Origin of the sequence: Pseudomonas sp. PS02290, assembly GCF_029960075.1 — a bacterium.
Taxonomy (GTDB): Bacteria; Pseudomonadota; Gammaproteobacteria; order Pseudomonadales; family Pseudomonadaceae; genus Aquipseudomonas.
Map to the genome: position 1 here is coordinate 44,099 of NZ_JASCOY010000024.1, position 24,966 is coordinate 69,064.

Consider the following 24,966-nt stretch of genomic DNA (forward strand, 5'->3'; position numbering starts at 1 on the left):
GGACAGGACACCGCAGATGATGAACACGACGACACAAGAAGACGCCTGCATTCAGGCACTGGGCAAACAACTGGGCACGGCGTTGCAACTCGAAAACGGCGTGTGCGCGCTGTTCGACGAGGGCCGCGAAGTGGTCATCATCGAGATCCCGGCGGGCGGCGACGTCGCGATCCTGCATTGCAAACTGTCGCTGCGCCCCGACCCGAGCCTGTACGAGCGGCTGATGAGGCTCAACTTCGACAGCGGCGCCATGAGCGGCTGCTGGCTGGCGCTGGATGAGCAGCACTCGGTTCGCCTGTGCACACAACTGCCGCTCAAGGCCCTTGATGAGATGACCTTCGTGGACTGGGTGCAAGGGTTCGTCCTGCAGACCCGTGACGTTGCCGGCCTGCTGCAACAGCGCCCTTCATCGCCGGCCAAGGCACCGACTCATGCCCAGGGACACGGTGGCCTGTCGCGGCGGATCGGCTGACATCGTGCCGGCGCGCCGATGCTGCGTCGGGAAACCGGGCCGGTGACGCTTTCAGGGCCGGGCATGGCGCTTTCAAACTTGCCGGAATGCCATCTCTCGACGATTCTCTATGCACGGCCAGACCGGCCGTGCTCACAAGAAACGCGCCGGAGAGGCCAGCATGACGACCGTAGCAGAACTACTGAAGTTGAAAGACCCGCATCACGCTGACGTTCACACCGTCGGGCCTGGGGAGATGGTCCTCGAGGCGATCAAGTTGATGGCCGAAAAGAACATCGGCGCCGTGCCGGTGGTGCGCGATGGCAAGGTGGTTGGCATCGTCAGCGAGCGGGATTACGCCCGCAAGATGGAGCTCAAGGGCCGCGCCTCGGCCGGCACGCCGATCAGCGAGATCATGACCCACGACGTACAGACCGTGGGTTCGCAGCACACCGTCGAGCACTGCATGAACATCATGACCGACCGCCGGCTGCGCCATTTGCCGGTGGTGGACGAAGGCCGGCTGATCGGTCTGCTGTCCATCGGCGACCTAGTCAAGGCGGCCATCGCCGAGCAGGCCAGGCTGATCGAAAAAATGCAGGAATACATTCGCGGCGAAAGCTACTGAGCATCCACACGAAAAAGCCGGAGCTTTAAGGGCTCCGGCTTTGTGTTGTGCGAGTGAATGAATCGCCGGTTAGCGAACCTTGAAGCGATCGATCATCGCCACCAGTCGCTCGTTGGACGCCATCAGCGCGTCAACGCTGGTGTCGGTCTGCTGACCACAGCCCACCAGCTCACCGACCATGTGCCGAATGGCGATCATGTTCTGGTTGATCTCCTCGGTCACCGCGCTCTGCTCCTCTGCCGCCGTTGCAATGTGCGCGCTCAGGTCATGAATGCGCAGCACGGAACCAGCCATGCCATCCAGGCCTTCGTTGACCCGCGACGTGCGGTCGGCGGTGGACTGGCAGCTGACTTTGGTTTTTTCCATCGCGCCCACGGCAGTGCTCACGCCCTGCTCCAGCCGCGCGAGCATCTCGTTGATCTCCGACGTGCTCTGCTGGGTACGACCGGCCAGCGCCCGCACCTCATCGGCCACCACCGCAAAGCCACGGCCCTGCTCACCTGCCCGCGCCGCTTCAATGGCCGCGTTGAGGGCCAGCAGGTTGGTTTGCTGGGCGATGCCGCCGATAACCCCGAGCACATCGGTGATGCGCTTGGCATCGACCTGCATTTCCTGCACGTATTTCGTCGCGTCTTCGACTTCCGCCACCAAGGCCCGCACGCTGACCGAGGCTTCGTCGACGACGTCACGGGAACGCTGCGCTGCGTCATTGGCCGATTGGGTAAAGCTCGCCGTCTGCGTCGCGCTCTCGGCGACGCTGTCGGCGGTGGCGCTCATCTCGTTGATCGCGGTCACCGCCTGATCGGTTTCCGAAGCGTGACGGTTGAGGATCTGGTTGATGTTGCGCGACTGATCCTGCAACTGCACCAGCCCGGCCGAGATCTGCTCGGTGCCGTTGCGCACCTCGACAATCATGGCTTGCTGGAAGGCGATGAACTTGTTGACCGAATGGCCAACAGCGTCCAGCTCGTCCTGGCCTTTGATCGGAATACGGCGGGTCAGGTCAGCCTCACCCGAAGACAGCGCGTCGATGTTGGTGCGCAGAACGGTCACGCGTGCCAGCAGACGGTGGAAGGCAAAGCCCAGCACCACCAGCAACAGAATGACCAGCGGGATCTGCAACCAGCCCAGGGTCTTCAGCACTTCGGTGCTGCTGGCGGTGAGCATGGCGGTCGGCAGCGACGTGGCGATGACCCACGGCGTGCCCGCGACCGGACGCAGGAAGAAGGTCAGATCACCCAGTTGCGGGTCGATGTATTCCTGGGAATACACAGCGTCGCCGGAGATCTTGCCCAGACCCTCCTGAATGGCCTTGGCGAACATCGACTGGCCGCTGAAGCCGGAAATGTTCTTGAGGATGATTTCGCCGGGGATGCGGCTCTGGTTGGTCAGGATCTTGCCGTCGCGCTCGACGATCATCACCTGACCCTGAATGTCTTTTTCCTTTTCCTGGATCAGGCCGTTGAAGAAGCCCAGGGTGACGTCGATGGTCGAAACGCCGTACAGCGCGCCATCCTTGTAGATGCCCATGGCGCAGTTGGTGCGCGGCTGCGGGCTGGCTTCGTCCTGGTAGGCAGCGGCCCAGGCGCATTTGCCCTTGGGTGCGTTCTGCCCGGCGCGGTGCCATGGCTGTTCCCAGTAGTTGGGCGCAGGGTCGGAGTTCCAGAAGGTGCTCACCACCAGTTGGCCACTGCCGTCACGGTGGAAGAATGAGCTGTGCTTGTTGCGCCCCGGGGTGCGCTTGTCCGGCATCGGCCAGACGCCGCCGCCAAAGACTTTCTGATCGCCGTACTGATCAACCAGGCCTGGCAGCACCTTGTCGATGCCATCGCTGTCCAGCAGCGGCACCGCCTGGGTGATCGCCCGGGACTGGGCCTCTACGCGGGCCAAGTCCGACAGGATACGCGTGCCGATCTGATCAACCTGGCTCAGGACTACCTGCTCCTGGGTCGCGCGGACCTTGGGCGTGACCAAGTGAACGATGCCCTGTTCAGTGATCACCGCGATCACCACAATCAAGGCCACAAATATGACCGTATAGCGCGCCTGCACTGTTTTAAACATCGTCGTCCCCATGCCAAATATTTTGTAATTGTTTTGCATACTCCTGATGGGCTATCGACCGAAAGTCGCCAAGGATGAGGGGCGCAAAAAAAAGGTTTTTCCCCCGGCCCGGCGGGGCGTCATTGCACCGGGAGGAAGTTCAGGAACAGCAGGCTCTGGGCGTAATTCAAACCGATGCGTCTATATCGCTCGTCGAGCATCTGGGTGAGCAGATCCAGGCGCGCCACGATCTTGCCGAATTCAGTGGCAAAACTGAGGTTGCTGCCCTCCTCCGAAATTTCGTTGGAGAACAGCAACAGCTCGCCATTGGCGTTCTGTCGCTGGCTCAGCAGCCAGGTGGCCTTCTCGATATTGCGCGCGGCGTTGCTGACGAAGGTCGGGTTGATCTGGTCGGTCATGAAAAATTCCAGGCGCCCGCCGTGGGCCGTGACCAGCATGCTGCCGATGGCATAGATGAACGCACCGACGCGGTCGCCAAGAAACTCCGGGCTCAGGGCGTAGCTCAGCGCGGCGAGGTCACGCCGGGTGCCCAACTGCGGCAACGGCTTCTGTTGCTCGATGGCCTGTCGCACGTTGCGCTCCGCACTTGCGGCGTCAACGAAGCCGGACTTGCGCCACTCGCCGGGATTGCGCAGGTAGAGTTTGTTCATCAGCAGATAGAGGCTGTCGAGGTTGTCGGCCATGGCCAGTGTGGCCATGCGGTCCACGCTGGTCTGGAAGAACTCCTGGGGGCGGGTCTCGCTGAACTGCGTGGCGACATCCCGGCCGTCCTGGCGCGTACAACCCGCCGCGCAGAGCCCGAGCATGCACAGGGCAAACAGCGGGCGCAGGTGACGGCAAACGGATAAAACAGTGAACACGGCGAGCATCAATCCCAGGTTTCAACGAACGGGACACCGCGTTCATCAGCGCGTCCCGGCCAAGGTCAGAACGGCTGAAGGCAAAAAAGTGCAATGTCGGCGGCAAATCCGCGTTTAAAGCGGTTCGGCAGACATGTGAGCTTTCATGCAAATGATTCCCTCATCCATTTGACGCCGCCGTCCGCTTTCACCAAGCTAGCCGCCTTCGCATGATTCTCAGGAAACACCCCGCGTGATGACCACAAGCCTGCTCTGGCGCCGTTTCGTATTTTGCCTCGCTCCCCTGATCGCCCTGCTCGCCGCCTGTGACGGCGGTGCGCCGAAGACCAAGCCCTCCGAAGCGACGACCTACGTCAGCGTCGAGTGGGACAAACTGCCGGCGGTGAACGACACCGACCTGATGGCGGGCTACAACAGCTGGTTCTCGGCGTGCAAGCGTCTGGCCAAAGACCCGGTCTGGGGTGGCACGTGCGCCCTCGCCGCCCAGGTGCCACAAAATCCTGCGGCGGTGCGCGACTTTCTCAAGAACCAGCTGCAGGTCTACAGCCTGCGTTCCTCCGAGCACGGCGCCAACGGCCTTATCACCGGCTATTACGAGCCCATCTACAAAGGCAGCGAGCAGCGCAACGACGCACACCCGGTGGCGGTGTATGGCGTGCCCGATGACCTGATCATCGTCAACCTCGACAGCATCTATCCCGAGCTCAAGGGCAAGCGCCTGCGCGGGCGCCTTGACGGCCGCGTGCTGCGTCCCTACGACGACGCCGCCACCATCGGCAACAAAGGCGCCAACGCCCCCGTGCTGGCCTGGCTGGAAAACCCCATCGACCTGCAGTTCCTGCAAATCCAGGGATCGGGTCGGGTTCAGCTGGAGAACGGCCGTCAGCTGCGCATCGCCTATGCCGATCAGAACGGCTACCCGTACAAGCCGATCGGCCGCTGGCTGGTGGAGCAAGGGCAATTGACCAAGGACGAAGTGTCCATGGGCCGCATCCGCGACTGGGCGATTGCGCACCCCGAACGCGTGAATGAACTGCTGGGCAGCAACCCGAGCTACGTATTCTTCACTCAGCGCCCGGACAGCACCGAAGGCCCGCGCGGCTCGCTGAACGTGCCGCTGACCGCTGGCTACAGCGTGGCGATTGATCGCAAGGTCATCCCCCTCGGCAGCCTGTTGTGGCTGTCATCGACCCGCCCCGACGGCACGCCGCTGGTACGCCCGGTTGCGGCGCAGGACACCGGCGGCGCCATCGCCGGCGAAGTCCGCGCCGATATGTTCTGGGGCACCGGCGACGCGGCCGGCGAGCTGGCTGGCAATATGAAGCAGCAAGGCCAGATCTGGATGCTGTGGCCTAAAGGTGCGGCCCTGCCGGATGCCAAACCCAAGGACTGATCGAGCTGAACCGCCGCCTGATACGCCACCCGCGTCAGGCGGCGTGTATCGCGGGTTGAACTGAAATCGGTTTCAGGCATCACAGCATGCTTCTTCCCGGAAACCCTTCTCGATCTCCCATGAATACCTCCGACACCCCGCATGACTTCAACATGGGCTGGCTGCTCTTCGCCCTCGCCATGGGCGCGTTTGCCATCGGCACCACCGAATTTGCCTCGATGACCCTGCTGCCGTTTATTGCCGGCGATTTCCAGGTCACCCAGCCGCTCGCCGGGCACGCCATCAGTGCCTATGCATTGGGCGTGGTGATTGGCTCACCGGTGATCATGGTCCTCGGCGTACGCCTGCCGCGACGGGCGCTACTGGTGGCCCTCGCTGCCTTCATCGGAATCGCCAATGGGCTGAGTGCCGTGGCGCCTTCGCTGCCGTGGCTGGTGTTCTTCCGCTTTCTGAGCGGGTTTCCCCATGGCGCGTATTTCGGCGTGGCCATGCTGCTGGCCGCGTCCCTGGTGCCGAAGAATCGCCGCGCCCAGGCCGTCTCCCGCGTTTTCATGGGGCTGACCATCGCCACCATCATCGGCGTGCCGTTCGCCACCTGGATCGGCCAGACCATCGGCTGGCGCTGGGGCATGGCCATTGTTGCCGGGCTGGCTGCCATCACGGCGGTGCTGATCCGCTGCCTCGCCCCCGCGTCCCCTGCCCAGGCAGACGCCAGCCCGTTGCGCGAACTCAACGCCCTGCGCTCGCGGCAGGTGTGGCTGACCCTGGGCATCGCCGGGATCGGCTTCGGCGGGATCTTCTGCGTGTACACCTATCTGGCCGCCACCCTGATCGAGGTCACCCATGCATCGAGCTTCATGATTCCGGTGGTAATGGCGGTGTTCGGTCTGGGTACCACGGTGGGCAATCTGATCTGCGGCTGGGCCGCCGACCGCGCCACCATGCTCGCCGCTGGCGTCTCGCTGGGCTTCACCGCGCTGGTGCTGGCGCTGTATCCCTCGGCCACCGATAACCTGTGGCTGCTCATTCCGCTGGTGTTTTTCATTGGTTGCGGCGTGGGCCTGGCGGCGATCCTGCAAACCCGCCTGATGGACGTTGCGCCCCATGCGCAATCTCTCGCGGGCGCACTGGTGCAGAGCGCGTTCAATATGGCCAACGCCATTGGGCCGCTGGCGGGTGGCGCAGTGATTGCGGCGGGATACGGCCTGCCGGCCACGGGCTATGCGGCAGCGGCATTGACGCTGGGCGGTCTGGGCATGTGGTATTGGGCGCTGATGGATGCACGGCAGGGTGATCGCCGCGTTGCCCGGCAGGCTTCCGGGTCAGTCTGATGCCGCGAGCTGTTTGATTGCGCGGTTGATCCGAGCTCTGCCCTGACACTGCGTCCGGGCGAGCTCCAGACCTGTCACACGTTGGGGTCTGCCTCATCGGGCGACGGGAACAACGTATCGACCTTGTGCTTGCTTGAAGTGCGAACCGGCGCCATGGCAGCGGACTCCGCCAGGCGTGTGGCCATTTCCCAGTGACGGGATTCCTGCCCTTCAGGCTTGCCTTCGGACTCCCAGATCAACTGGGCCAACTGACGAACAGTGTCTTCGTCGACATTCATGCGTATCCCCCATTGATGCTTGCGCAGGACATTGGCCGGCGCCAGAGCGGTGCCGAATCCAGCCTCCGCTACGGTACCCGCCATGAATAGTACCAGCCGATAACGAGGGTAAATGACGGGCGTGCAAAGGCCGGCGAACGCAAGCCGGCCGCTGGTCGGACTTAACGGATCCACCGGAAATCGGCGGCGAACCACGATGGCCTCCTCAATCCCTGTTGCGTTTGAGCAACAGGCTGGCAACCAGGCCAAGGCCTGCAGCCACGCCGACGGCGGCCCAGGGATGGGTCGTCACGTAGGATTTGGCAATGCCCACCGCGCGGGTCAGCGCAGGTTGGGCTTCCATCTCGATCTCGGTCACTGCGCTGGTGCCGCGGGCCAGAAAATCCTTCAGCCGCTCACGGGCCTGGGTGGTGCGATCCTCATTCAAGGCATCCCCTGCCGCCAGCAAGGCATTGGTCTCGTCGAGAAAAGTGTTCAGCTCGGAACGGGTTTTCTGATAAAGATCGTCACGCAGTTGTTCGGTGATATCGCTTGCCATAATAGTTTTGCCTCCTGGGTGTGAGAAAGGTTGACTAAATCGCCAATCGATTCGTTCCAGTGACTTCGAAAAAACCTCTTTTCGCCGCACCGCAATTGATCATGCACCGCTCGCGGTGCAGCCTGAATCGGATTCAACAGCCGTATGACGTATTTAAAAGGGACTCAATGAAAGTCGTGCCGATCCTCGAACTGCCCGCCGATCAACAGGCCAGCGTTCGGCAACTGCGCAACCAGCCAGACGTGCGCAAGTTCATGTACACGGACCATGAAATCGGCGAGGCCGAGCATCTGAACTGGCTTGAGGGGCTGCGTGACAGCGCCCGGCAGCAGGTCTTCGTCATCGTGATGGAAGCTGCGCCCGTTGGCGTTGTGTCCCTGAGCGCCATCAACACCACCCACGGCACGGCAGACTGGGCCTTTTACCTCGACACCACGCTGCAGGGCAAAGGGCTCGGCAGTCAGGTGGAATTGTGGATGCTCGACCACGCGTTCGGCGCCGCAGGACTGGAAAAACTCAATTGCGAAGTGCTTGAGATCAACCCGGGGGTGATCAAGATGCACCAGAAATTCGGCTTCGTGATCGAAGGCGTACGGCGGGAGCACATCGTGCGCGATGGCAAGCGTATCGACGCCGTGCTGCTGGGTATCACCAAAAGTGAATGGCAGGCGCAGCGGCCCAAGGTGCTAGCCGCGGTGGAGCGGATTGCAGGACGTCGCTAACGCATTGTGCAGAAATGAGCGCCCATGCTTGGCTTGATGCGGGTGGAGCTGTTCGCAGATCAGGCGATGTTAAGCAGGCGAACCGCCGGGCGTTCATCGGCTTTGCAGTACAAATAGTCGCGCCATTTTCTGAAAGCGCTCTGCTGCCGCACGAAAGCCTCTTCCCATTGCATGCCGCCGATGTGCTCGACGGGGATAGACATCATCTGCTCAGTTGCCTGATCCAGCTCGCTGATCAGGTCGAGTGCGTTAGGAATATCGTTGGTCTGAGGTCTCATCCGGGGCACCTTATTTTTTGATTAATGAATGGAGTGCCCAACCCCTTGTTAGTGCTCGCGTTCCGACGAGTGGCTCGTTTGTGTAACACATTCGTCGTGTTGTAAGAAAAACCCCACGCTGGGTGGGGTTTGGTGTGACATCGGCCGCTAGCTGTTACCGGGAGAGGGCTCTTCGTCCTCGTCGACAGGCGGATTGTCAGGAATCTCCATCTCATCCAGCCCCTTGTTTCGGGCTGCAGTTGCCGCGTCTTCACCCTGCCGGGCTGACTCGTTATCAGCGTGCGTGTCGGGATAAATCTCTTCTTCGCTGCCCGGCTCCGCTGGACCCTGATATGCGTTATCTGGCCCGTTGTCTTCGATACCCATGATGACCTCCAGTACGAGTCGCAGGAAATCTGCGCTTACAGGACAGAGGTGCATCAGGAAGGATTAGTGCCCGGTGGAAGATGAATGGCGCGTGAAGCCGATGGAAACTGATCTGCCGGTCATCGCGATCAGGCCGGCCTCCACAGGCGCATTTCAAGATCTGCCCCCCGGAGCCAGTCTGTTCCCCGGCTCCCCTCTTTGCCCAGCCTTCGGCCCAGCCAGTCGCTCGAGATGACTCTTCAACAGGCCTGTACACTGAGCAACGCACTGAATGCTACGGAAAAAAAAACCGCCGAAGCGGTTTCTTTTGTGCAGCCCACCGTGGGGGTCGTCACACCTTGAAGCGAGCCACCATGTTCTGCAGCGTATTGCCCAGGCGTGCCAGTTCCAATGTCGAGGCAGCACTCTGCTCCGTCGCGGTAGCAGACTGGTCAGCGACGTCACGAACACTGATCACGCTGCGATTGATTTCGTCGGTCACCGCGCTCTGCTCCTCGGCCGCAGCCGAAATTTGCTGGCTCATTTGCTCTATCGTGCCAATGGAACGCGTAATCTCTACGAGGGCTTGCTCGGCCTGCCGCGCCAGCTCGACGGTGCCCTCTGTTCGCCGCATGCTGGCGTCCATCAAGCTCGACGCTTCCACAGTGCCGTGCTGGAGGGCCTGGATCAGCGCTTCGATTTCAGTGGTCGAGCTCTGTGTCCGCTGAGCCAATGACCGGACCTCGTCGGCCACCACTGCAAAGCCGCGACCCTGTTCGCCGGCGCGTGCAGCTTCGATGGCGGCGTTGAGTGCGAGCAGATTGGTCTGCTCCGCCACGGCCTTGATCACGTCGATGACGCTGCCGATCTTATCGCTGTCATGGGTCAGACGCTGCATTGCCACGCCCAACTGCCCGACCTCTCCAGACAGCTGACTGATTTCCTTGGTTGCATGCTGTACGACCGTGCTGCCATGGGCCGCACGCTCGGTCGCTTGCCGGGCCGCACGCGACGCATCCTCGGTGTTTTGTGCAACTTCCTGCACGGTTGAAGCCATTTCATTCATGGCAGTTGCCACCTGGTCCACTTCCAGTTTCTGCTGGGTGACGCCAGCGCTGGTCTGTTCGGTCGCGGCCGACAACTCTTCGGCGGCGGTTGCGATCTGGGTAATGCCCTGTCCGATGCCACCAATCAGTTCACGCAAGGAAGACGTCATGTGCTGCATGGTGTTTTGCAGCAGGCCCAGTTCGTCTTTCCGGTCTGTGCCAATGTCGTAGGTCAGGTCGCCATCGGCGATGCGACGGGCAGCGATGACGCTGTCGTTCAGTGGACGAGTGATCTGGCGGGTGATCAATGCTGCGGCGAGAACACCCAGTAACAGCACCACTAACGCAACACTGAACAACTGGATGATCGCATTGCTCTTTTCATTGTTTGCTGCAACGACCTGGGAGGCCATCAAGTCCTCGACACTTTTTACGGTGTCGGTCGTGAGCTTTTGTAACGCGTCACGTATCTGGTCATTTTGTTGCAGCATCTGCGAGATCGTCGCCATGTTCTCCTTGTACTGCCGGAGCGCGACAAGCGAGGTGTCAACGGCTGCAGTTGACTGCGCGGGTAACTGGCTTCGGGCTTCAGCCACCTGGCTAACCAGCGCGTCGGCAGTCGCAAAAGTGGCCTGGCGATTGTCTTCGGTAGGAATGCTCAAGTAACGACGGAATACCAGACGGAAGTTGGTCATACCATTGCGCAGGTCGCCTGCAATTTTCACATGGTCGATACTGGCCTGGTCTGGCGAGTTTGAAGCATCGTCCAACGTCTTCTGCAGCAGGCTCTCGAAGGTCGCGCTTACTTCATCCGAGACCTTGATCAACGGTTTCATCGCCCCATCGATTTTCTGGTTGTTGCTGACCAGTTGATCGAAGGTTTTCTTGAGTTCTGCTGCCTGGTTATCGATCCCCCTGAGCATGTCCACGTTTTTGGCGACGGTCAGGATCTGCAAACCTTTATTGATGGTGCTGTTCAATGACGCAAGGGCAACGCTATACGCTTCCGCAGCGCCGGCACTGGGGCTGGCCGCGTAGGTTTGCGACGCCACTTTAACGTCGAGCATATCGGCTTTCACTTCAGCGACCCTGGCTGCTTTCTCCAGTCGCTGGATAAGCAGGTTCGCGCTGCCATAACCAATCCCGGTAACCACCAGAACGCCCAGCAGAATGGCACCAAAGCCCAAGCCGAGCTTCTTGCTTACTTTCAAATTATCCAACCAGTTGGATCTCATCGCCTTTTAACCTTTGATTTTTTCGTAATGCTCTGTTATCGACTCCTTATATAAAAAGTTAATCAAAAGGATCATCGTTAAAACTGATGATTTAGTTCGAATTTCTCTATCGATCATCGTTTATCACCCTCGGCCCCCGGCCAGGCTTCAGAACCCGGGCTCTGCGTTCGGGAGGGTTGAAGGGCACGCCCAACCTCATTCGAATGGCTGATTTTCGCCATTCGGGAGCGGGTGCCACGGTGGAATTAAGGGAAACCACGTGCAACGCTCGTTTCTGACAGCGATGACCCTAATTGCACCTCACGATCCACAGCTGACCGATTTGTGTGGTAAAGCTCTGACTCATCAGATCCCGCCGCATGGCCCACTCAGGGGCAGCCGGCACACTCGCCGCGCGCAGCGTTCCACGCCCCCACTTGGCATTGATCTTATCCAGCACGTTCATCACCTTCTCGGCTTCCACGGGTTGCGAATGGGCGAACAGGTCGTCGGTAAATTCGCCGGGCTGCCGCAGGTCCATTAAAAGGACTTCGGCCTTGCTGTATTTGAAGCCTTCCCGGAATAACCGGTTGACCGCTTCCGTTGCCGCTTTCGTCATCAAGCGCACGTCATTGGTGGGGTACGGCAATTCGACCAGAGCGCCGTTGGCATATTTGGCCTCCTCAGGATTGAACATCCCCGTTCGGATACTGACCCGGATTTTTTTGCACAACGAGTTCTGTGCCCGAAGATTTTCCGCGGCGCGCTGGGTATAGGTGGCGACGGCTTCCCTGATGGGCTCGATAGTCGTCAAACGGCTTCCAAACATTCGGCTGCAGCAGATCTCCTGCTTCGGCGGATCGACCTCCCCCAACTCCAGGCATGGAGTTCCCGACAACTCGCGCGCAGTCTTCTCGATCACAACGCTGAATTTCTGCCGCAGCGTCCAGGGATCGGCCTTCGCCAGATCCATCGCGGTCTTGATCCCCATGACTTCGAGATGGGCCTTCATGCGCTTGCCCACGCCCCACACTTCGCCGACGTCCGTGTTACGCAACGTCCAGTCGCGGTTGAACGGATCGCAGATATCGACCACCCCGCCGGTCTTCGCCAGCAAGCGTTTTGCCGTGTGATTGGCGAGTTTTGCCAGTGTTTTGGTGCGAGCGATACCCACGCCCACCGGAATGCCGGTGCGCTTGTAGAGGGTCGCCCGAATCTGCCTGCCGAAAGCCGTCAAGTCGCCGGGGATGCCAGAAAGGTCAGCGAAGGCCTCGTCGATGCTGTAGACCTCCAGCGCGGGGACCATCGATTCGATGATGCTCATGACCCGCTCGCTCATGTCGCCATACAGCGCGTAATTGCTGCTAAAGGCGATCACACCGTCTCGGCGTAATTGGTCCTTGATCTGAAAGTAAGGCGCACCCATTTTCACGAAGGGCTTTGCGTCATAGCTTCGGGCAATCACGCAACCGTCGTTATTCGACAACACCACGATGGGCGTTTTGGCGAGGTCAGGCCGAAAGACCCGCTCGCAACTCGCATAAAAGCTGTTGCAGTCGATCAGCGCAAAGACGGGCTCAGGCTTTGTCATGATCGCGAACGCTGAATCACCACGCCCCAGATCACCCGATCGGCCGGTACGTGAAAGAAGTAAAGACGCAGCTTTTCGGCGCCGGCCGACGATGGGCCAAGAAAGGTGACGCTCATGATGCAAGCCTTGCCGTGAATAACTGTACGTATATACAGTTAACGTTCTAGCCTGCCTCCGGTCAATGTACTGTGTAGGGATTTTCGACGGGTGACCGTAGGTGCGGACGCTACTCGATCTACGAGTCTGCGGACCATTGCTCTGAGGGGCTTGTGCCAGAGCAGTTGGTCATTAATGGATACGACTTTTGGCTGATCGAGCTTACGATGTCGCGCCGGCGGCTCGTATTGAGGGTATGGCGATGTGCGGCACGCCGGCGGGACAATTCGCTGGGTTCGAAGTGTGACGGAAGTGGGAAATGTGAGGAATCAGAGGTTGCGAATGCAAGTCAAACTTACACATATAGGGAAAACAAGATGAAATCTGGGATGCTGGCTTTACTGGTCATTGCAGTCGCTATGCTGTCGGGGTGTAACCACTTCAGCCAGGGCGATTATCGGGGCATACACAGAGCCGGAACCATTCCTTGCAATGGCACACCGCCGAATCAGCCAGGATGTTATTGAAGGCACACGTGGTGCCTTCATTCGCAGCAAGATGAATGCATTCAACCGGCTCATGCAACTCATGTCGACGAGCTCGTCGAGGTTTTACTGCAATATCTTTTCGACGAGCCTCGGCGCTTTCATCGGGGAGGCTATACCCAGCTCGGCAGAACAACTAGCCTGCCGCTGGGAAAGGATAAGGCAATTTCGGCCACGATGAGTACCGAGCCTGAAGTTCAGCTCATCACAGCAGACTCTCCCCCTGTTCAGGATAATTAGTACAGATTGTCGACTTTTCGCTTTTCCAGGGTGTAGGTTTTCAGATCAATCTCGTTAGCTGAAAGCTTGGCGTCAAGACGATCCATGTCCCGGCGCTTCAAGCTGGCTACATGAGCTTTTGATGCCTGATAGTTGATGGACTCAGCTGCGTCGTAGCCACTGACAGGATCCCAGATAATGGACAATGGCCACAGCAGCAGGTTGACAACGCCGTAGCCGTAAGCGCGCCCGTAGAACGATCCACCGCCAGGCAGGAGGCCCAGTCCTGCGGCCAGGCCTGGACTTTTTTCTTGAACGTCAAGATGGTTGGCACGATAGCCAGCCAGTTCAGATTCCTGCGTGTGATCCAAACCGGAGGCACAGCCAGCAGTCAAAACTAACAGAACGGCTGCTGACAAGTTGCGAAGAGCGTACATCTGAATTCCCTATATAAATAATGCTCAGCCAGAGCTGGACCTGAGCGCCGCGCATTGTACACACTTAAATCGCCCATAGATGGCCTAATGCTACATTTCTCTTACTGCTCATATAAGGTGCGATCCCCCCTGCCCGTCCGCGCATCGAAAAGGGGGTGTCCGTTAAGTGCCAACTCTCTGTATGGGGTACATCGCCCTCTGAACCATTGCAAGCAGTCGGGGCAACAGGCTGGCCCCAGTTTCCAACTTGCTGGCGGTTCAGGTGCACCGCGCGGGTCATGAAGCAGAAGAGAAGCGGCCTGGCCCTGGCTGGCCATGACGATAAAGTTCTTGTGTACCTCGCCGATAGGTACACATTCCCCCGTAAGCCATGGAGCATTGGATGTTTAATCCACGTGAGGCAGAACTAGACCATCTGTACAACCGGGTCGTCCTGCTAACTATCGCATGCTGTGTTTTATTAGCATTTGCCGCGATGGCTAGAAACGAAGGTTTCACCTACGCAGCCCTTCAGTGGAATGGGGCCCAAGTGACCGGCACGGTGACGCAGCTGGAGGAAATCCCGAGAAACCGACTTGCTAACATCGTCCACTACCGTTACGTGGACCAAGATAACCGACCTCACGAAGGGCAATACCTGGACACTGGATGCGGCGAGAGGGAAAACTGCGGAGTAGACGAAGACGTCACCCTGATCTATTCGCGTTGGTTTCCGGAGTACAGCGCCGTCGCAGCCAACGTCTGTAGCTTTCGGCCGGGTTTTTACATCATGAGCGGCGGCGTACTGATTTCGCTGCTCTTCTTCGGAATTTCCTTCTGGACGCTCGGTCGCATCAGCGCCATGAAGCGAGATGACGCACAGCACCTCCATACGAAATACTGAGCGTCAGCCTCGAATACTGAGCAACGATCTCGGTGATTTTCGGGTGCGCTGCGGTGGAACTGACTATTTCGAGCCGTAATTCTTGCACATGTCTTTGGCGACATACGCCCCCATTGGGGAGTGCATCAAGTTGTCGGCCATGCTGCTAACCTTGAATTTATAGGCAGGGTCAGATTTGATTTTTCTCACTTCCGCCTTTGTTGCCTCATCAATGGTGGAATCCGATGCCATGGCGTTCTCAACATCGCTCTTCATGCCAGGATTCGCGTTATTGCAGACCTGCTCCATTGCAACCAGCACTACAAGGCCTTGCTGCTTTTCATCTTCCGGGCTCGCGAAAGAGTTGCCGGCATAGCCCAACAGGGCCAGACAAAGCGGCAGAGCAGACATTCTGACCGACGACATTCAAAAACTCCCCATGAACAAAAGTTCGGCGCGCACGCTACTTACGAAGGCGACCCGCACTCTAAAACGCAGCATTGAAACCCATCAGACGCCGAGCTATTTGCCACCGTCGAAAGCGACCATCGGGCCAACTGCTCAGGCTTCGCGTCCAGTATGCACAATGAGCACGCTGATGAAGATTGTGCGATCAGCCAGTCATGATCCCGTTTCCCGAATGGTCGCAGCATTCCCTCAGACAACCCGGTAGCGCATCCATCCATAAATTTGATGCCTTGGAATCTGCCATTGCCGCCGAAGGCCTGCCATCCCCCTCTTACCTCTATCCACATGACTACCGGTGTGAGGCGAGCTGGAGAGCGAAACTCTTGGCGCATCGGTCCCCAGAGCCAGCCCCTCAACATTATCTTCAAGGACTCGTACCAGCCAACGACGCGGGAAGTACCGGCGCGACCGTAAAGGTGCTTGGTCAAATCATGGCCAGACCGAAAAGGAACAGGGCTGCGGCTGAAGCATCCAGATCGAAGGACAGCAAGAAGAGAGCCATGGCTCATTGGGCAATCCCGAGCAGCACGAGCATCGCAAACCAACCCACTTCAATTTCGTTATCTGACGGTAGTGCATTGAATGCCGCCGTCCACACCTCCACGTTGAAGCCTGCCGGCGCACGGCGGACGAGGAATTGCTATGTCTGCAAAAATGAAGACAGGATGAGCCCCGAAAATCTCGAGACATGAAAAAGCCCAACCTGAGAAGATTGGGCTTAGTCATTGAAAAATATGGTCGGGACGGAGTGATTCGAACACTCGACCCCTAGCACCCCATGCTGGGGGCTATGGTCCTGCAAGCCTCTGATTTTCTTAGATAATTGAGTCTTAACAGCTTCGCAAAGTACGAGCTTTTTTGTGATTTTGCAAACGAAATACGCCGCCTTCAGGGGAGGTTTTGCGCATCGTAATTACACGTCGGCACCCCTGCTGCGATCAACCTGACCCATCACAAATTCCAGCGATCCAATGTTCGGGGCCATGCTCTGCTGGGTCAATTCGGGGTCGTCGCGGCAGGCTTCAACAGGTTCGCTCGAATTAGATGAAGGCGTGCCTGATCGAACTTGCCGGAGCGCTCCAACTCAGCCGCGATCTCAAGATGCCAGTCCACCATTGCCTGAATCCTCGCTATTTGGCTCCGACTGCGTCCATTTACTTGGGGCATCCTGCCCTCCTTTATAATGTGTGATCTTATTGTCTAGAGCATAGCCGGCGGCTCGCTGAAGCCTGGATAGGACTTTAGTCTTAAGCGTAAAACTTCTCACACATGACGCTACAGTAGCTAGAAAACGGGTGACCGCCACAAGCACCGACGCGGTTTTCAAGACCGTTATGAAAAAACCAGCAGGCCGCTACTTTGAGGGTTACTTGCGTTTCGATACTTTTTCAAAACCACCGGGCCACAGACCGCAATCCACGCGGGGCTCACGTTGAGTTTCGGAACTGATTTCTCCAACGGGCAGGCGCACTCCGGTGGAATGTTTTGCCCGCATTCGGTCTTCGGGATGGCCTATGCTTCGTTGGCTTGGAATAGCCAGGCTAATCGTAAGGACGTTGAACATGGCTGATAATTTAGGCAGCCGCGGACCGCAGGACAGAGCTAGGGTGAATACCTCCGAAGACTGGGAGCTGAAGTACTGGACCAAAGAGCTCGGGGTGACCGAAGAGCAGCTCAAGGCCGCAGTCAAGGCTGTCGGGCCAATGGTTGTCGACGTCCGCAAGTGGCTTGGGAAATAAATGGATACATCCCTGCGATGCGCCGCAGGGAACTAGATATCCTAGGGATTTGAACCCTATAGGCCTGCTTTCGAGTCCGCTCAAGTCCAGCAATTGCTGGGTCTCCGCGCCAGTCAAACTGACTGCGACGGACTCCATAGGACTGCGATTTGCCCTAAAGCTGGGCGGCGTTTTCGCTCGGGCATTTGCGGAATTATACCACTCGGCGCGAAGCGCGACCCGCGTTCAAATGCCCAATCGACAGGAGACAGATGATGGATCACTTCGGAATCGGCCAAGCCTTGAAGGGGATGGCACGCTGCTACTTTCAAGCATCGCGCGGCACCGGTCGCACCACCTCGTTACTGGAAAGCCTGAAAGACGGCGACCGTGTCTGCTGTGCCACCAGCAAAGAAGCTGACCGGCTTACGCGGATGCTGCGTGAGCGCAATGTCGACGCCCAGGCGATCGCCGTTGACCCCAACACGCCCCATAGGATATTCGAGCGTGGTACGCCGGAGGGCCGAACGATCTTCGACGAAAGCTGGGTCGAGCAATATTATCTTCGCGCTTTGGAGGCTGCGGCCAAAGACATCGACCACCTCCAGTGCGAGGCATCAGGGTGTGGAGCAGTGCATATTCAGACTCGCTTAGCCGCCCGGGAGGCGGGTAAATGGCTTCGTTGAGGGCAATCTCGTGCAATGCTTTAGTGATGCTAAATTGGTTTCCAACAGCCGTTGCTAGCACCCTGCTGAGCGATGATGATCCTGCGCACTGACCGGTTTCCCTTGCACGCGACTCCTTGATGATTTGAGGTAAGCTGGGGCCTATCGTATCAGGGTGAAGTTTGGCCGTTGGGCCCAAGCAGAAAGGACAGAACCATATGGCAATCTGGAAAATTCACGGATCGCATGGCGACCGAGATTTGAACATCAACCTTAACGGTAAAGATTTGATAGTTACGGGAATAAACGGCTCAGGGAAAACTTTTTTTCTAAAGGAGTTGTTTCAGACAGCAAAGAACCACGTTGAGACTAACCAACCAAGTTTGAGCACGCTGGAGGAGCAGCTTGCCGCAATTGTTATCCCCTCCCAAAATAGCGGCATATCTCGCGTTAGCGCTGCACAGCAGGAATCAGAGCGGCTAAAAGCGTTGATCGAATCGCTCAAACGACGGATCATTATCGAAATCCCCGAGCAAGAGGTCCTACGTCGAAGTTACTGGACTAGGAAATCGGTTGTATTATTCTTTCAAGCGGCGCGAGCCAGTAATATTAGACGCCCGACCGGTGCAGCGGGCATAGACGTCATCAAAGAACAGCAACAAAAGACAGCCCCAGACAAGTATGTCAGCGATTCATTAGAAGAACATCTTGTAAATTTGAAGAACAGGCACGCCTTGGCAATTGTGCATGATAAAAATCAGCCTTTAGCGGACGCTCTCGATAAATGGATTAGAGACTTTGAAAGCAATTTATCTGAGCTCATGGAAGATGCTAGCGCAAAGTTAGTGTTCAACTCTAGCCACCTCAAATTCACGATAACGAGAGACAACCTACCTACAACTGACTTCCAGAACCTGTCATCTGGATACTCTGCAATATTTGCAGTTTACGCAGAGCTTTTAGTCAGGACCGCTTATTTTGAGGTATCGCCAAACGAAATGCGCGGCATTGTTATAATCGACGAGCTAGACGCGCACCTACACGTTTCACTACAACGCATGATCCTACCGTTTTTGAAAACCTCATTTCCGCTAATACAATTTATTGTATCAACGCACTCCCCATTCATTATCACATCCGTCAAAGACGCCGTCATCTATGATGTCGGCCGAAATGAAGTAATTGATGATGACATATCTATGTATTCATATTCTTCGGTCATGGAGGGCTTGCTTGGAACCCCTCCCACATCCAGAGTCCTAGAGAAAACGATCGAGGAACTCGCTCTCGAGACACACAGGCAACCGCCAAATACACACTTTCTCCACCAGCTTATTTCAAAGCTCGAGCCATCTTCGGCAATGCTTGATGTGACTTCAAGAGCATACTTTGAGGCGGCCCGCTTGAAACTTTCAGACATGAGCGAAGAGTAATATGTTCAAAGTAGAACGACCACTAGACGCTCCTCTATGCACAAAAAAAGTCGGCTACAACACGAGAGAAATTGTCAATATACTGCATGAGATCTTCTACGGAAAATGCTATCTTTGCGAGAAGGACAATCTTCACGACCCAGAAATAGAACACTTTATTCCGCATGAAAAAGAAGACGATCTCAAATATAACTGGGAAAACCTTTATTACGCATGTGGAAGATGCAACAACCTAAAAAGCTCGACCCATATCGATCTACTTGACTGCACTAAAGAAAATGAAATCAGAGAAAAGATAAAACATTTTGTACCATCAAGCCCATGCCTTCCGGCTACCGTTTTACCAGTGGACCAACTAGATCAAAAGTCCTTAAACACGGCAAAACTTTTAAATGAGTGCTTCAACTCAACCAACACTGCTCTTAGAGCAATTACGAGAGCATCATTCCTAGAGGAACTTTCTGGCGAATATCTGCACTGGCTTGGGTTAAAACAAAAGATAGTAAGCAAACGGTCAACAGCCGAGGAAGTTCATGAGGCCACAAATAAACTGAGACAAATGTTGCGAGTAGACTACCCCTTCTCCGTATTTTGGTACTGGCATACAGTTTCAGAAGAAAAATTATTGGAAAAGGTAAAGGACGTTCTCTTTCCAAACCCATAACTTCCTGCATGCCACGATGGCTGTGTGGGGATACTCAATTTTTCCAATGGTCCCGGATGCTGTGGGTAACGACGCCCCAGATATCGAAGTCGTCCCCTTCCATGATGAAACGGGCCGGGTATTTTCGGTTCGCCGAGCGCAGCACCGTGTGACAGCTCACAAAGGCGAGGTACTTGACCAGCGGTTGCTGATTGACTACGCCGATTATGACCTGCCCGGCCTTTGCGTCGATGCCCTTGTCCACGATCAGCAGATCACCGCAGAAGATACCCGCCCCCTCCATGCTGTCGCCTTCGACCTTCACCAGGTAAGTGCCCGGCGCGCGGATGTTCAAGAACTCGTCCAGGGAGATGTCCAGGTGATCAGGCGCCATGTCGTTATTCAAAGCGGCACCACCACGACTGAAAGTAGAACGCCTCACCCACCTGCTCAATCCCGGAAATGTTCATTCCCTGAGTGCCCATGCTGGTAACGCTGGCATCCAGCAGCCGGGGTAGGATATCGGGCGCATGGCCGACGCTACTCAAGATGAACGCCTGGGTGGCGATCCGGCCGAGACTCGAGCACTGCGACTCAACAATTTGCACGTCGCCTTTGAAGGGCGTGATTTTGCTGAGCTGCTCCTTTGGGATGGCAACGCCTTGGTGGCGCCGCGGAATGATGAGAACGTACATGATAGGCCGCTTGAAAAGACTGTATATGCGTACAGTTAACTAAGCGCGGGGATTGTGGTCAACACTGTATAAGCCGATTTGCGACAGGTGACCTTATGTGCGGACGCTACTCAATCTACGAGCCAATGGACCACTACCTCAAGACGCTTGCTCCAGAGCAGTTGGTCATCAATGGATACGACCTTTGGCCGATCGAGCGCTACAACGTTGCGCCGACGAGTCGCGTCGAGATCATCAGGCCGACCGAGGAAGGATTGAGCGTGGACAAGGTGCGTTGGGGATGGTCGCCATTCTGGGCGAAAGGCGAAGGGAAGCGTCCAGCCCCGATCAATGCCAGGGTCGAAACGGTGATGACAGGGAAGTACTTCAAGCAGCTATGGCCGAACGGCCGGGCGCTGGCTCCGGCGAACGGCTGGTTTGAGTGGGTCAAGGATCCGAGCGATCCGAAGAAGAAGCAGCCCTACTTCATCAGGCTGAAAGAGGAAGGCCCGATGTTCTTCGCCGCGCTGGCGGAAGTGCATCAGGGGCTTGAGCCGGACCCGCAGGACGGCTTCGTGATCATCACCGCCGACAGCGATCAAGGCATGGTCGACATTCACGATCGGCGGCCGGTGGTGCTGAGTCCAGAGCACGCCCGGGAATGGGTGGATCCCGAAACGACGCCGGAGCGCGCCGCCGAGATCGCGAAGGAGTGCTGCAGGCCGACTGAGGAATTCACTTGGTTCGAGGTGAGCAAGGATGTCGGAAACGTTCGAAATCAGGGCGAACACCTGATAAAGCCGTCAAAGGCTACTCCCAGTTCATGATCGCCAGCTCACTCGTCACCGAAGCTTTTCCGGTCCTGTGGTTCGCGGTGCTGTACCGAATACTCAGCTCCTCCATCCGGAAACCCTCGAACACTTTGCGGATGTCCGGATGGTCGTTGATGCTGACCAGCACCTTTCCTTGGCAGCGGCGCATGAAATCAGCCATCGCCTGATACTCGCCGAGGCCGAACTCAGTCCCGTACCCCTGGGTCTGCCAATACGGCGGATCCATGTAATGGAACGTGTGCGGCCGATCGTATTTCTCGGCGCATTTCAGCCAGGGCAAATTCTCCACGTATGTTCCGGCCAGACGCTGCCACGCATCCGAGAGAGTCTCTTCAATACGCAGCAGGTTGATCGGGCGCCCGGTAGTCGCCGTGCCAAAGGTCTGCCCGGTGGCCTTGGCGCCGAAGGCATGGTGCTGAAGGTAGAAGAACCGCGCGGCACGCTGGATGTCGGTCAGCGTTTCAGGCCGGGTCATCTTTTGCCACTCGAAAATCTGCCGCGAGCTGAGCGCCCACTTGAACTGGCGGACGAATTCTTCAAGGTGGTTCTGCACAACCCGGTACAGGCTGACTAACTCACCATTGATATCGTTCAAGACCTCGACCTTCGCGGGCTCCGGCCTTTTGAAGTAAAGCGCTGCGCCGCCGGCGAACACTTCAACGTAGCAATCATGCGCTGGAAAGAGCGCGAGCAGCGGTTTTGCAAGGCGGCGTTTACCGCCCATCCACGGAACAATTGGGTTGGTCATTTATGCAAGCCTTTACTGTATGGATAAACAGGTGCTAGGCTCGCCGCGCTTTGTGCACAGAGCGGGAGCCTTGGCTGGACTTGCAGGGATAGTCTGCGGTTCGGCGGCCAGCGGGGTGTTGACGCCCCCTGCTGGCCGCTCCTTTTTATTTGGGAACGCCCATTCATGTGGCTTAGTGCAAACAGGCACCTAAGGAATGTGCGGATCAGCGCTTTGAAAAAGCGCAGCTAAACTAGTGTTTCGATAATTATGGATGATAAGCCGATGGCTGGTATCGCCGCCTCTATACGCAAATCCCTCACCGACTTTGATCTCGGCGAATTGGATTTCTCCATGATGCACGCTTGTATGGCAATCGACGGAACGGCAAGGAAAGCGTATCCGGAAATGCGGCAGAACGGTCCGCGATTTACCCGCCTACTGCGTGATAATTATGAAATTCTCCGTCCTCTCGGGGTTCCGATAGCAGATATCGTGGAGACTCGTTGGCCCGTGACTGTACGAGCTCCAAGCGCTGCTGGCGGGCTCCCGGACATAGCAGATCTTATATATGGCATCCATCGATGTACTCATGGGCATGGAGACGACCTCCCCGAAGGCTTTGAACTTATGAGGAACGCTAACAGCCCAGAAAAAATAATGTCGATGATCATCGAGGCTGGCAAGGTTAGGCTGTCAGACTGCGTTATTTTTGCATTGCTAGCCATATGCGTAGTGTCCCCGGTGAACGAATCTTTGCGTATTTCAAGCGGACATATAACTTACCGTGATTATCTCTTTCCCATCAACGAATGGTGGGGAAAGCGCGAGCAGTTTTTGGAAATTCTTCAACAATATAATGACCCAACTGTGAGTATAGACTTTGCCCACATGATGCCATCCAGCAAGAGATAAGCTTGGGGACAATTGGGCTTATCTCTTGACGCCCCTACGATGCGCCCCAGTACCGGCTTATACCTTACGAATCCCGAACTGAGCGGCTTTGACTTTCGAGTCCTGGTTGATGCCCGCGGCCAGGTAAAGCCCCATCCTTGCGGTAACGACCGTCTCAGTGACATCGCACAGGTAGCGCTGGGTTTCCAGAGCCCCTTTCCAGTTCGCTGGCAGGGTGAATGGCTCCTGATACTTGTCCATCGAGCGGTAATAGATAGTGGTGGACGTACTCGCTACCGGCTTGGTGATGATCAGCTCAGCCTCCCAGCCGAGGATGCCCCGGCTGTTGCCGACGATCTCCGGAGCGGAAACCATCTCGATGACGTCCCCTGCCAGGAGATTCGAAAGCGTCACGTTCGCGGCCGGCTGCAGATAGATGTACCCGCCTGCAGTCGCCATGGTCCCGGCCAACTCGATGCACTGCGCCTCGCCGAATGCTGCAGGCTCTTTGTACCAGCGGGTGGTGATGCCGTTTAGGCCTGAGCCGGAGACTTTGTAGTTGTCCGCCAGCACTGATCCTGCGACCGGGTTGACCGATGCATTGATGATCCCAGTGGTTCCGGTCATCAGCGGGTTCGCGTTTAAGCAGCCGAACGGGCGAATCGCCGAGTACAGATCGGCGGCATCCGTGGGCAGCGGCACGCCGAAGAACTCGAAATTGGCGTTGATGATCGGCACGCACCGGGACTGGATGAAGTCGGCGCCGATCAGATTCGGGTGCAGGTCATCGACGGTCATGTCTTGGGTGAATCCGTCCCAGATATTGACCACGGGCACGAACTGTTTGACGTAGCTCAGCACCCAATCCTTGTACGCGATCGCATCTGCCAAGGCCTGTCCGGTCAACGCCTTGGTGCCGAAGCGCGGCGTACCGGTGCCGACGATCAGGTACTTGCCGGGCGTGTTCTGGAAGGCCGTGATCGCTTTCATCACGTTGGCTTTGCTGTCTGCCAGAGTCATCCCTGGCGTGGTGCTGTCGTTTGTGCGCGATAGCAGCATCCACAGATCGGCGGTGACCGACGTGAGGCAGGACGGGAGCCTCGGCATGAACTGGCCGGAGTGGTCGCCCACCTTGCCCTGATTGTCCAGGTAGCTCGGGAACAGGCCGGTCTTCGCGGCGATAGCGCCGGCGTATCCATACGCTTCGGTACCGAAGGCTTTCGGATCAATCGTGTGGCAGTTTGCGCTGAAGCTGTCGCCCAGCAATCCGAGACCCCGACGAATGCGGCGGCGGGTTGGCTGACCCTCGGCGAGCAGGCTCATGCGAATACCTCGAAGGCAGCACCGGCCGCAGGCACGAATCGAACTGTGGCCCGCGGGATATTGAGCTGGTATGCCCCGTCATTCCAGAAAGTGTCAGCCGTGACCCAGCTGTCGCCCATTTTTAGCTGAACAGCGACCGAGCCGCCGTTTGCCTTTACGCCCAGCGTGATGCGCATCGGGCGCATGTAGCCTTCTTCTTTTGTCGTCGTCTGCACAGCACTCTCCGTCAGGGTCTCCCCTTCCAATGTTCGTCGTTGGGATCAGGGCACGTTGCGGAAGAAAACGTGGTTGCCGAGCTTCAGCGTCCGCTTTGCCTTGGCCGCCCAGTCCGGTGCCTTGGGCACGGTGGCCGCGTAGTAGTGGGTCGCTCCCCCGGTAGGATCCGCCACCTTCCCGTCGATCACCTGGTCAGCAGCAATCCGACACTGCGCCAGCTCGCGGAACGGGATCTGCCGCGCGCCGCTCAGGAACTGATAGTTCGGGTCGTTGCGGTTCCAGCAGCTGAACTGGTACGGCTTCTGGCACACGCCGGCGTAGCCCTCGCCCCACCAGGACTTGTCCTTGCCATCGTCCACGCGATTGCGGATCGTCCAGGCCACGGCCACCATCCCGGCGAGCCCCTCCCCGCGGGCCTCGCCGAACAGTGTCCGGGCCAGAACATCTCTATCCTTCTCAGTCACGATCATGCGC

Annotated in this window: 28 protein-coding genes and 1 pseudogene; 12 read left to right on the forward strand and 17 right to left on the reverse strand. The window is 57.5% G+C overall.

Features of this window, described 5'->3' with window-relative positions:
* Positions 1–19 precede the first annotated feature (19 nt).
* Both QMX88_RS13165 and QMX88_RS13170 read left to right on the forward strand, forming a co-directional pair.
* A complete protein-coding gene (locus QMX88_RS13165; protein WP_282369941.1) occupies positions 20–472 on the forward strand; it encodes a type III secretion system chaperone in 453 nt (150 codons plus the stop codon).
* Positions 473–632: 160 nt separating this feature from the next.
* Positions 633–1,079: a CBS domain-containing protein gene (locus tag QMX88_RS13170; RefSeq protein ID WP_282369943.1), complete on the forward strand. Its 447-nt coding sequence runs from the start codon at positions 633–635 to the stop codon at positions 1,077–1,079.
* Positions 1,080–1,148: 69 nt separating this feature from the next.
* Here the strand turns inward: QMX88_RS13170 and QMX88_RS13175 are convergent, their stop codons facing one another.
* Together QMX88_RS13175 and QMX88_RS13180 are read right to left on the reverse strand one after the other, a co-directional pair.
* Positions 1,149–3,143, reverse strand: a complete 1,995-nt coding sequence (locus QMX88_RS13175; RefSeq protein WP_192171935.1) for a methyl-accepting chemotaxis protein — start codon at positions 3,141–3,143, stop codon at positions 1,149–1,151.
* Positions 3,144–3,262: 119 nt separating this feature from the next.
* Positions 3,263–3,949 (reverse strand): hypothetical protein, encoded by a 687-nt coding sequence (locus tag QMX88_RS13180; RefSeq protein ID WP_282369985.1) that lies wholly within the window; start codon positions 3,947–3,949, stop codon positions 3,263–3,265.
* Positions 3,950–4,238: 289 nt separating this feature from the next.
* Here QMX88_RS13180 and mltA point away from each other — a divergent pair, with 289 nt between their 5' ends.
* Together mltA and QMX88_RS13190 are read left to right on the forward strand one after the other, a co-directional pair.
* Positions 4,239–5,396, forward strand: coding sequence for a murein transglycosylase A (mltA, locus tag QMX88_RS13185; protein ID WP_282369987.1), 1,158 nt, complete (start codon positions 4,239–4,241; stop codon positions 5,394–5,396).
* 119 nt (positions 5,397–5,515) lie between these two features.
* Positions 5,516–6,727, forward strand: a complete 1,212-nt coding sequence (locus QMX88_RS13190) for an MFS transporter (RefSeq protein WP_282369948.1) — start codon at positions 5,516–5,518, stop codon at positions 6,725–6,727.
* 74 nt (positions 6,728–6,801) lie between these two features.
* Here the strand turns inward: QMX88_RS13190 and QMX88_RS13195 are convergent, their stop codons facing one another.
* Entirely contained in the window at positions 6,802–7,089 is a 288-nt protein-coding gene (locus tag QMX88_RS13195; protein ID WP_282369950.1) for a DUF2934 domain-containing protein, read from the reverse strand.
* A gap of 121 nt (positions 7,090–7,210) precedes the next feature.
* Positions 7,211–7,543: a DUF883 family protein gene (locus QMX88_RS13200; protein WP_282369952.1), complete on the reverse strand. Its 333-nt coding sequence runs from the start codon at positions 7,541–7,543 to the stop codon at positions 7,211–7,213.
* A 167-nt stretch (positions 7,544–7,710) separates the two neighbouring features.
* Here QMX88_RS13200 and pseH point away from each other — a divergent pair, with 167 nt between their 5' ends.
* A complete protein-coding gene (gene pseH, locus QMX88_RS13205; protein ID WP_282369954.1) occupies positions 7,711–8,265 on the forward strand; it encodes a UDP-4-amino-4,6-dideoxy-N-acetyl-beta-L-altrosamine N-acetyltransferase in 555 nt (184 codons plus the stop codon).
* Positions 8,266–8,324: 59 nt separating this feature from the next.
* Here pseH and QMX88_RS13210 read toward each other — a convergent pair whose 3' ends face one another.
* The 6 genes and pseudogenes from QMX88_RS13210 to QMX88_RS13230 all read right to left on the reverse strand — a co-directional run bounded on the left by QMX88_RS13210 (position 8,325) and on the right by QMX88_RS13230 (position 14,036).
* Entirely contained in the window at positions 8,325–8,543 is a 219-nt protein-coding gene (locus tag QMX88_RS13210; RefSeq protein ID WP_192171939.1) for a hypothetical protein, read from the reverse strand.
* A 147-nt stretch (positions 8,544–8,690) separates the two neighbouring features.
* On the reverse strand, positions 8,691–8,909 hold the full coding sequence (locus tag QMX88_RS13215) for a hypothetical protein (protein WP_192171940.1): 219 nt from the start codon (positions 8,907–8,909) through the stop codon (positions 8,691–8,693).
* Between the two features lie 331 nt (positions 8,910–9,240).
* A complete protein-coding gene (locus tag QMX88_RS29685) occupies positions 9,241–10,113 on the reverse strand; it encodes a methyl-accepting chemotaxis protein (protein ID WP_442969456.1) in 873 nt (290 codons plus the stop codon).
* A pseudogene (locus QMX88_RS29690) lies at positions 10,096–11,169 on the reverse strand (methyl-accepting chemotaxis protein); the annotation flags it as partial. The gene QMX88_RS29685 and the pseudogene QMX88_RS29690, both read right to left, overlap by 18 nt.
* A 289-nt stretch (positions 11,170–11,458) precedes the next feature.
* Entirely contained in the window at positions 11,459–12,739 is a 1,281-nt protein-coding gene (gene umuC, locus QMX88_RS13225) for a translesion error-prone DNA polymerase V subunit UmuC (RefSeq protein ID WP_282369989.1), read from the reverse strand.
* Between the two features lie 877 nt (positions 12,740–13,616).
* The gene (locus QMX88_RS13230) at positions 13,617–14,036 is read right to left on the reverse strand and encodes a hypothetical protein (RefSeq protein WP_192171978.1); all 420 of its coding nucleotides are present in this window, start codon (positions 14,034–14,036) and stop codon (positions 13,617–13,619) included.
* Positions 14,037–14,418: 382 nt separating this feature from the next.
* On the opposite strand from QMX88_RS13230, the gene QMX88_RS13235 reads away from it, so the two are divergent.
* Complete coding sequence (locus QMX88_RS13235) at positions 14,419–14,919, forward strand: hypothetical protein (protein ID WP_282369960.1); 501 nt, start codon at positions 14,419–14,421, stop codon at positions 14,917–14,919.
* Positions 14,920–14,982: 63 nt separating this feature from the next.
* Here QMX88_RS13235 and QMX88_RS13240 read toward each other — a convergent pair whose 3' ends face one another.
* Positions 14,983–15,324: a hypothetical protein gene (locus QMX88_RS13240; protein WP_282369962.1), complete on the reverse strand. Its 342-nt coding sequence runs from the start codon at positions 15,322–15,324 to the stop codon at positions 14,983–14,985.
* A gap of 1,604 nt (positions 15,325–16,928) precedes the next feature.
* On the opposite strand from QMX88_RS13240, the gene QMX88_RS13245 reads away from it, so the two are divergent.
* The 4 genes from QMX88_RS13245 (at position 16,929) to QMX88_RS13260 (ending at position 19,846) form a co-directional block, all read left to right on the forward strand.
* The gene (locus tag QMX88_RS13245; RefSeq protein WP_282369964.1) at positions 16,929–17,105 is read left to right on the forward strand and encodes a DUF3606 domain-containing protein; all 177 of its coding nucleotides are present in this window, start codon (positions 16,929–16,931) and stop codon (positions 17,103–17,105) included.
* Positions 17,106–17,356: 251 nt separating this feature from the next.
* Positions 17,357–17,770: a hypothetical protein gene (locus tag QMX88_RS13250; RefSeq protein ID WP_282369966.1), complete on the forward strand. Its 414-nt coding sequence runs from the start codon at positions 17,357–17,359 to the stop codon at positions 17,768–17,770.
* Positions 17,771–17,967: 197 nt separating this feature from the next.
* On the forward strand, positions 17,968–19,182 hold the full coding sequence (locus QMX88_RS13255; protein WP_282369968.1) for an AAA family ATPase: 1,215 nt from the start codon (positions 17,968–17,970) through the stop codon (positions 19,180–19,182).
* Position 19,183: 1 nt separating this feature from the next.
* Complete coding sequence (locus QMX88_RS13260; protein ID WP_282369970.1) at positions 19,184–19,846, forward strand: HNH endonuclease; 663 nt, start codon at positions 19,184–19,186, stop codon at positions 19,844–19,846.
* Between the two features lie 34 nt (positions 19,847–19,880).
* On the opposite strand, the gene QMX88_RS13265 is transcribed toward QMX88_RS13260, so the two are convergent.
* Both QMX88_RS13265 and QMX88_RS13270 read right to left on the reverse strand, forming a co-directional pair.
* Positions 19,881–20,219, reverse strand: coding sequence for a LexA family protein (locus QMX88_RS13265; protein ID WP_282369972.1), 339 nt, complete (start codon positions 20,217–20,219; stop codon positions 19,881–19,883).
* A 4-nt stretch (positions 20,220–20,223) separates the two neighbouring features.
* Entirely contained in the window at positions 20,224–20,520 is a 297-nt protein-coding gene (locus tag QMX88_RS13270; protein WP_282369974.1) for a hypothetical protein, read from the reverse strand.
* A 95-nt stretch (positions 20,521–20,615) separates the two neighbouring features.
* Between QMX88_RS13270 and QMX88_RS13275 the strand changes: the two genes are divergently transcribed.
* A complete protein-coding gene (locus tag QMX88_RS13275; protein ID WP_282369975.1) occupies positions 20,616–21,326 on the forward strand; it encodes an SOS response-associated peptidase in 711 nt (236 codons plus the stop codon).
* Here QMX88_RS13275 and QMX88_RS13280 read toward each other — a convergent pair.
* The gene (locus QMX88_RS13280) at positions 21,310–22,080 is read right to left on the reverse strand and encodes a DNA adenine methylase (protein ID WP_282369977.1); all 771 of its coding nucleotides are present in this window, start codon (positions 22,078–22,080) and stop codon (positions 21,310–21,312) included. The two genes, QMX88_RS13275 and QMX88_RS13280, sit on opposite strands and share 17 nt — an antisense overlap.
* 264 nt (positions 22,081–22,344) lie before the next feature.
* Here QMX88_RS13280 and QMX88_RS13285 point away from each other — a divergent pair, with 264 nt between their 5' ends.
* The gene (locus QMX88_RS13285; protein WP_282369979.1) at positions 22,345–22,974 is read left to right on the forward strand and encodes a hypothetical protein; all 630 of its coding nucleotides are present in this window, start codon (positions 22,345–22,347) and stop codon (positions 22,972–22,974) included.
* A 57-nt stretch (positions 22,975–23,031) separates the two neighbouring features.
* On the opposite strand, the gene QMX88_RS13290 is transcribed toward QMX88_RS13285, so the two are convergent.
* From QMX88_RS13290 to QMX88_RS13300, 3 genes are read right to left on the reverse strand one after another with little or no spacing between them, the layout of a single operon-like run.
* Entirely contained in the window at positions 23,032–24,276 is a 1,245-nt protein-coding gene (locus QMX88_RS13290; protein WP_282369981.1) for an SGNH/GDSL hydrolase family protein, read from the reverse strand.
* Positions 24,273–24,491 carry a hypothetical protein gene (locus tag QMX88_RS13295; RefSeq protein WP_442969454.1) on the reverse strand — a complete coding sequence of 73 codons (219 nt, stop codon included), beginning with the start codon at positions 24,489–24,491 and terminating at the stop codon, positions 24,273–24,275. The genes QMX88_RS13290 and QMX88_RS13295 overlap by 4 nt, the downstream gene beginning before the upstream one ends.
* 45 nt (positions 24,492–24,536) lie before the next feature.
* Entirely contained in the window at positions 24,537–24,962 is a 426-nt protein-coding gene (locus QMX88_RS13300) for a cell wall hydrolase (protein ID WP_282369993.1), read from the reverse strand.
* Between the last annotated feature and the right edge of the window lie 4 nt (positions 24,963–24,966).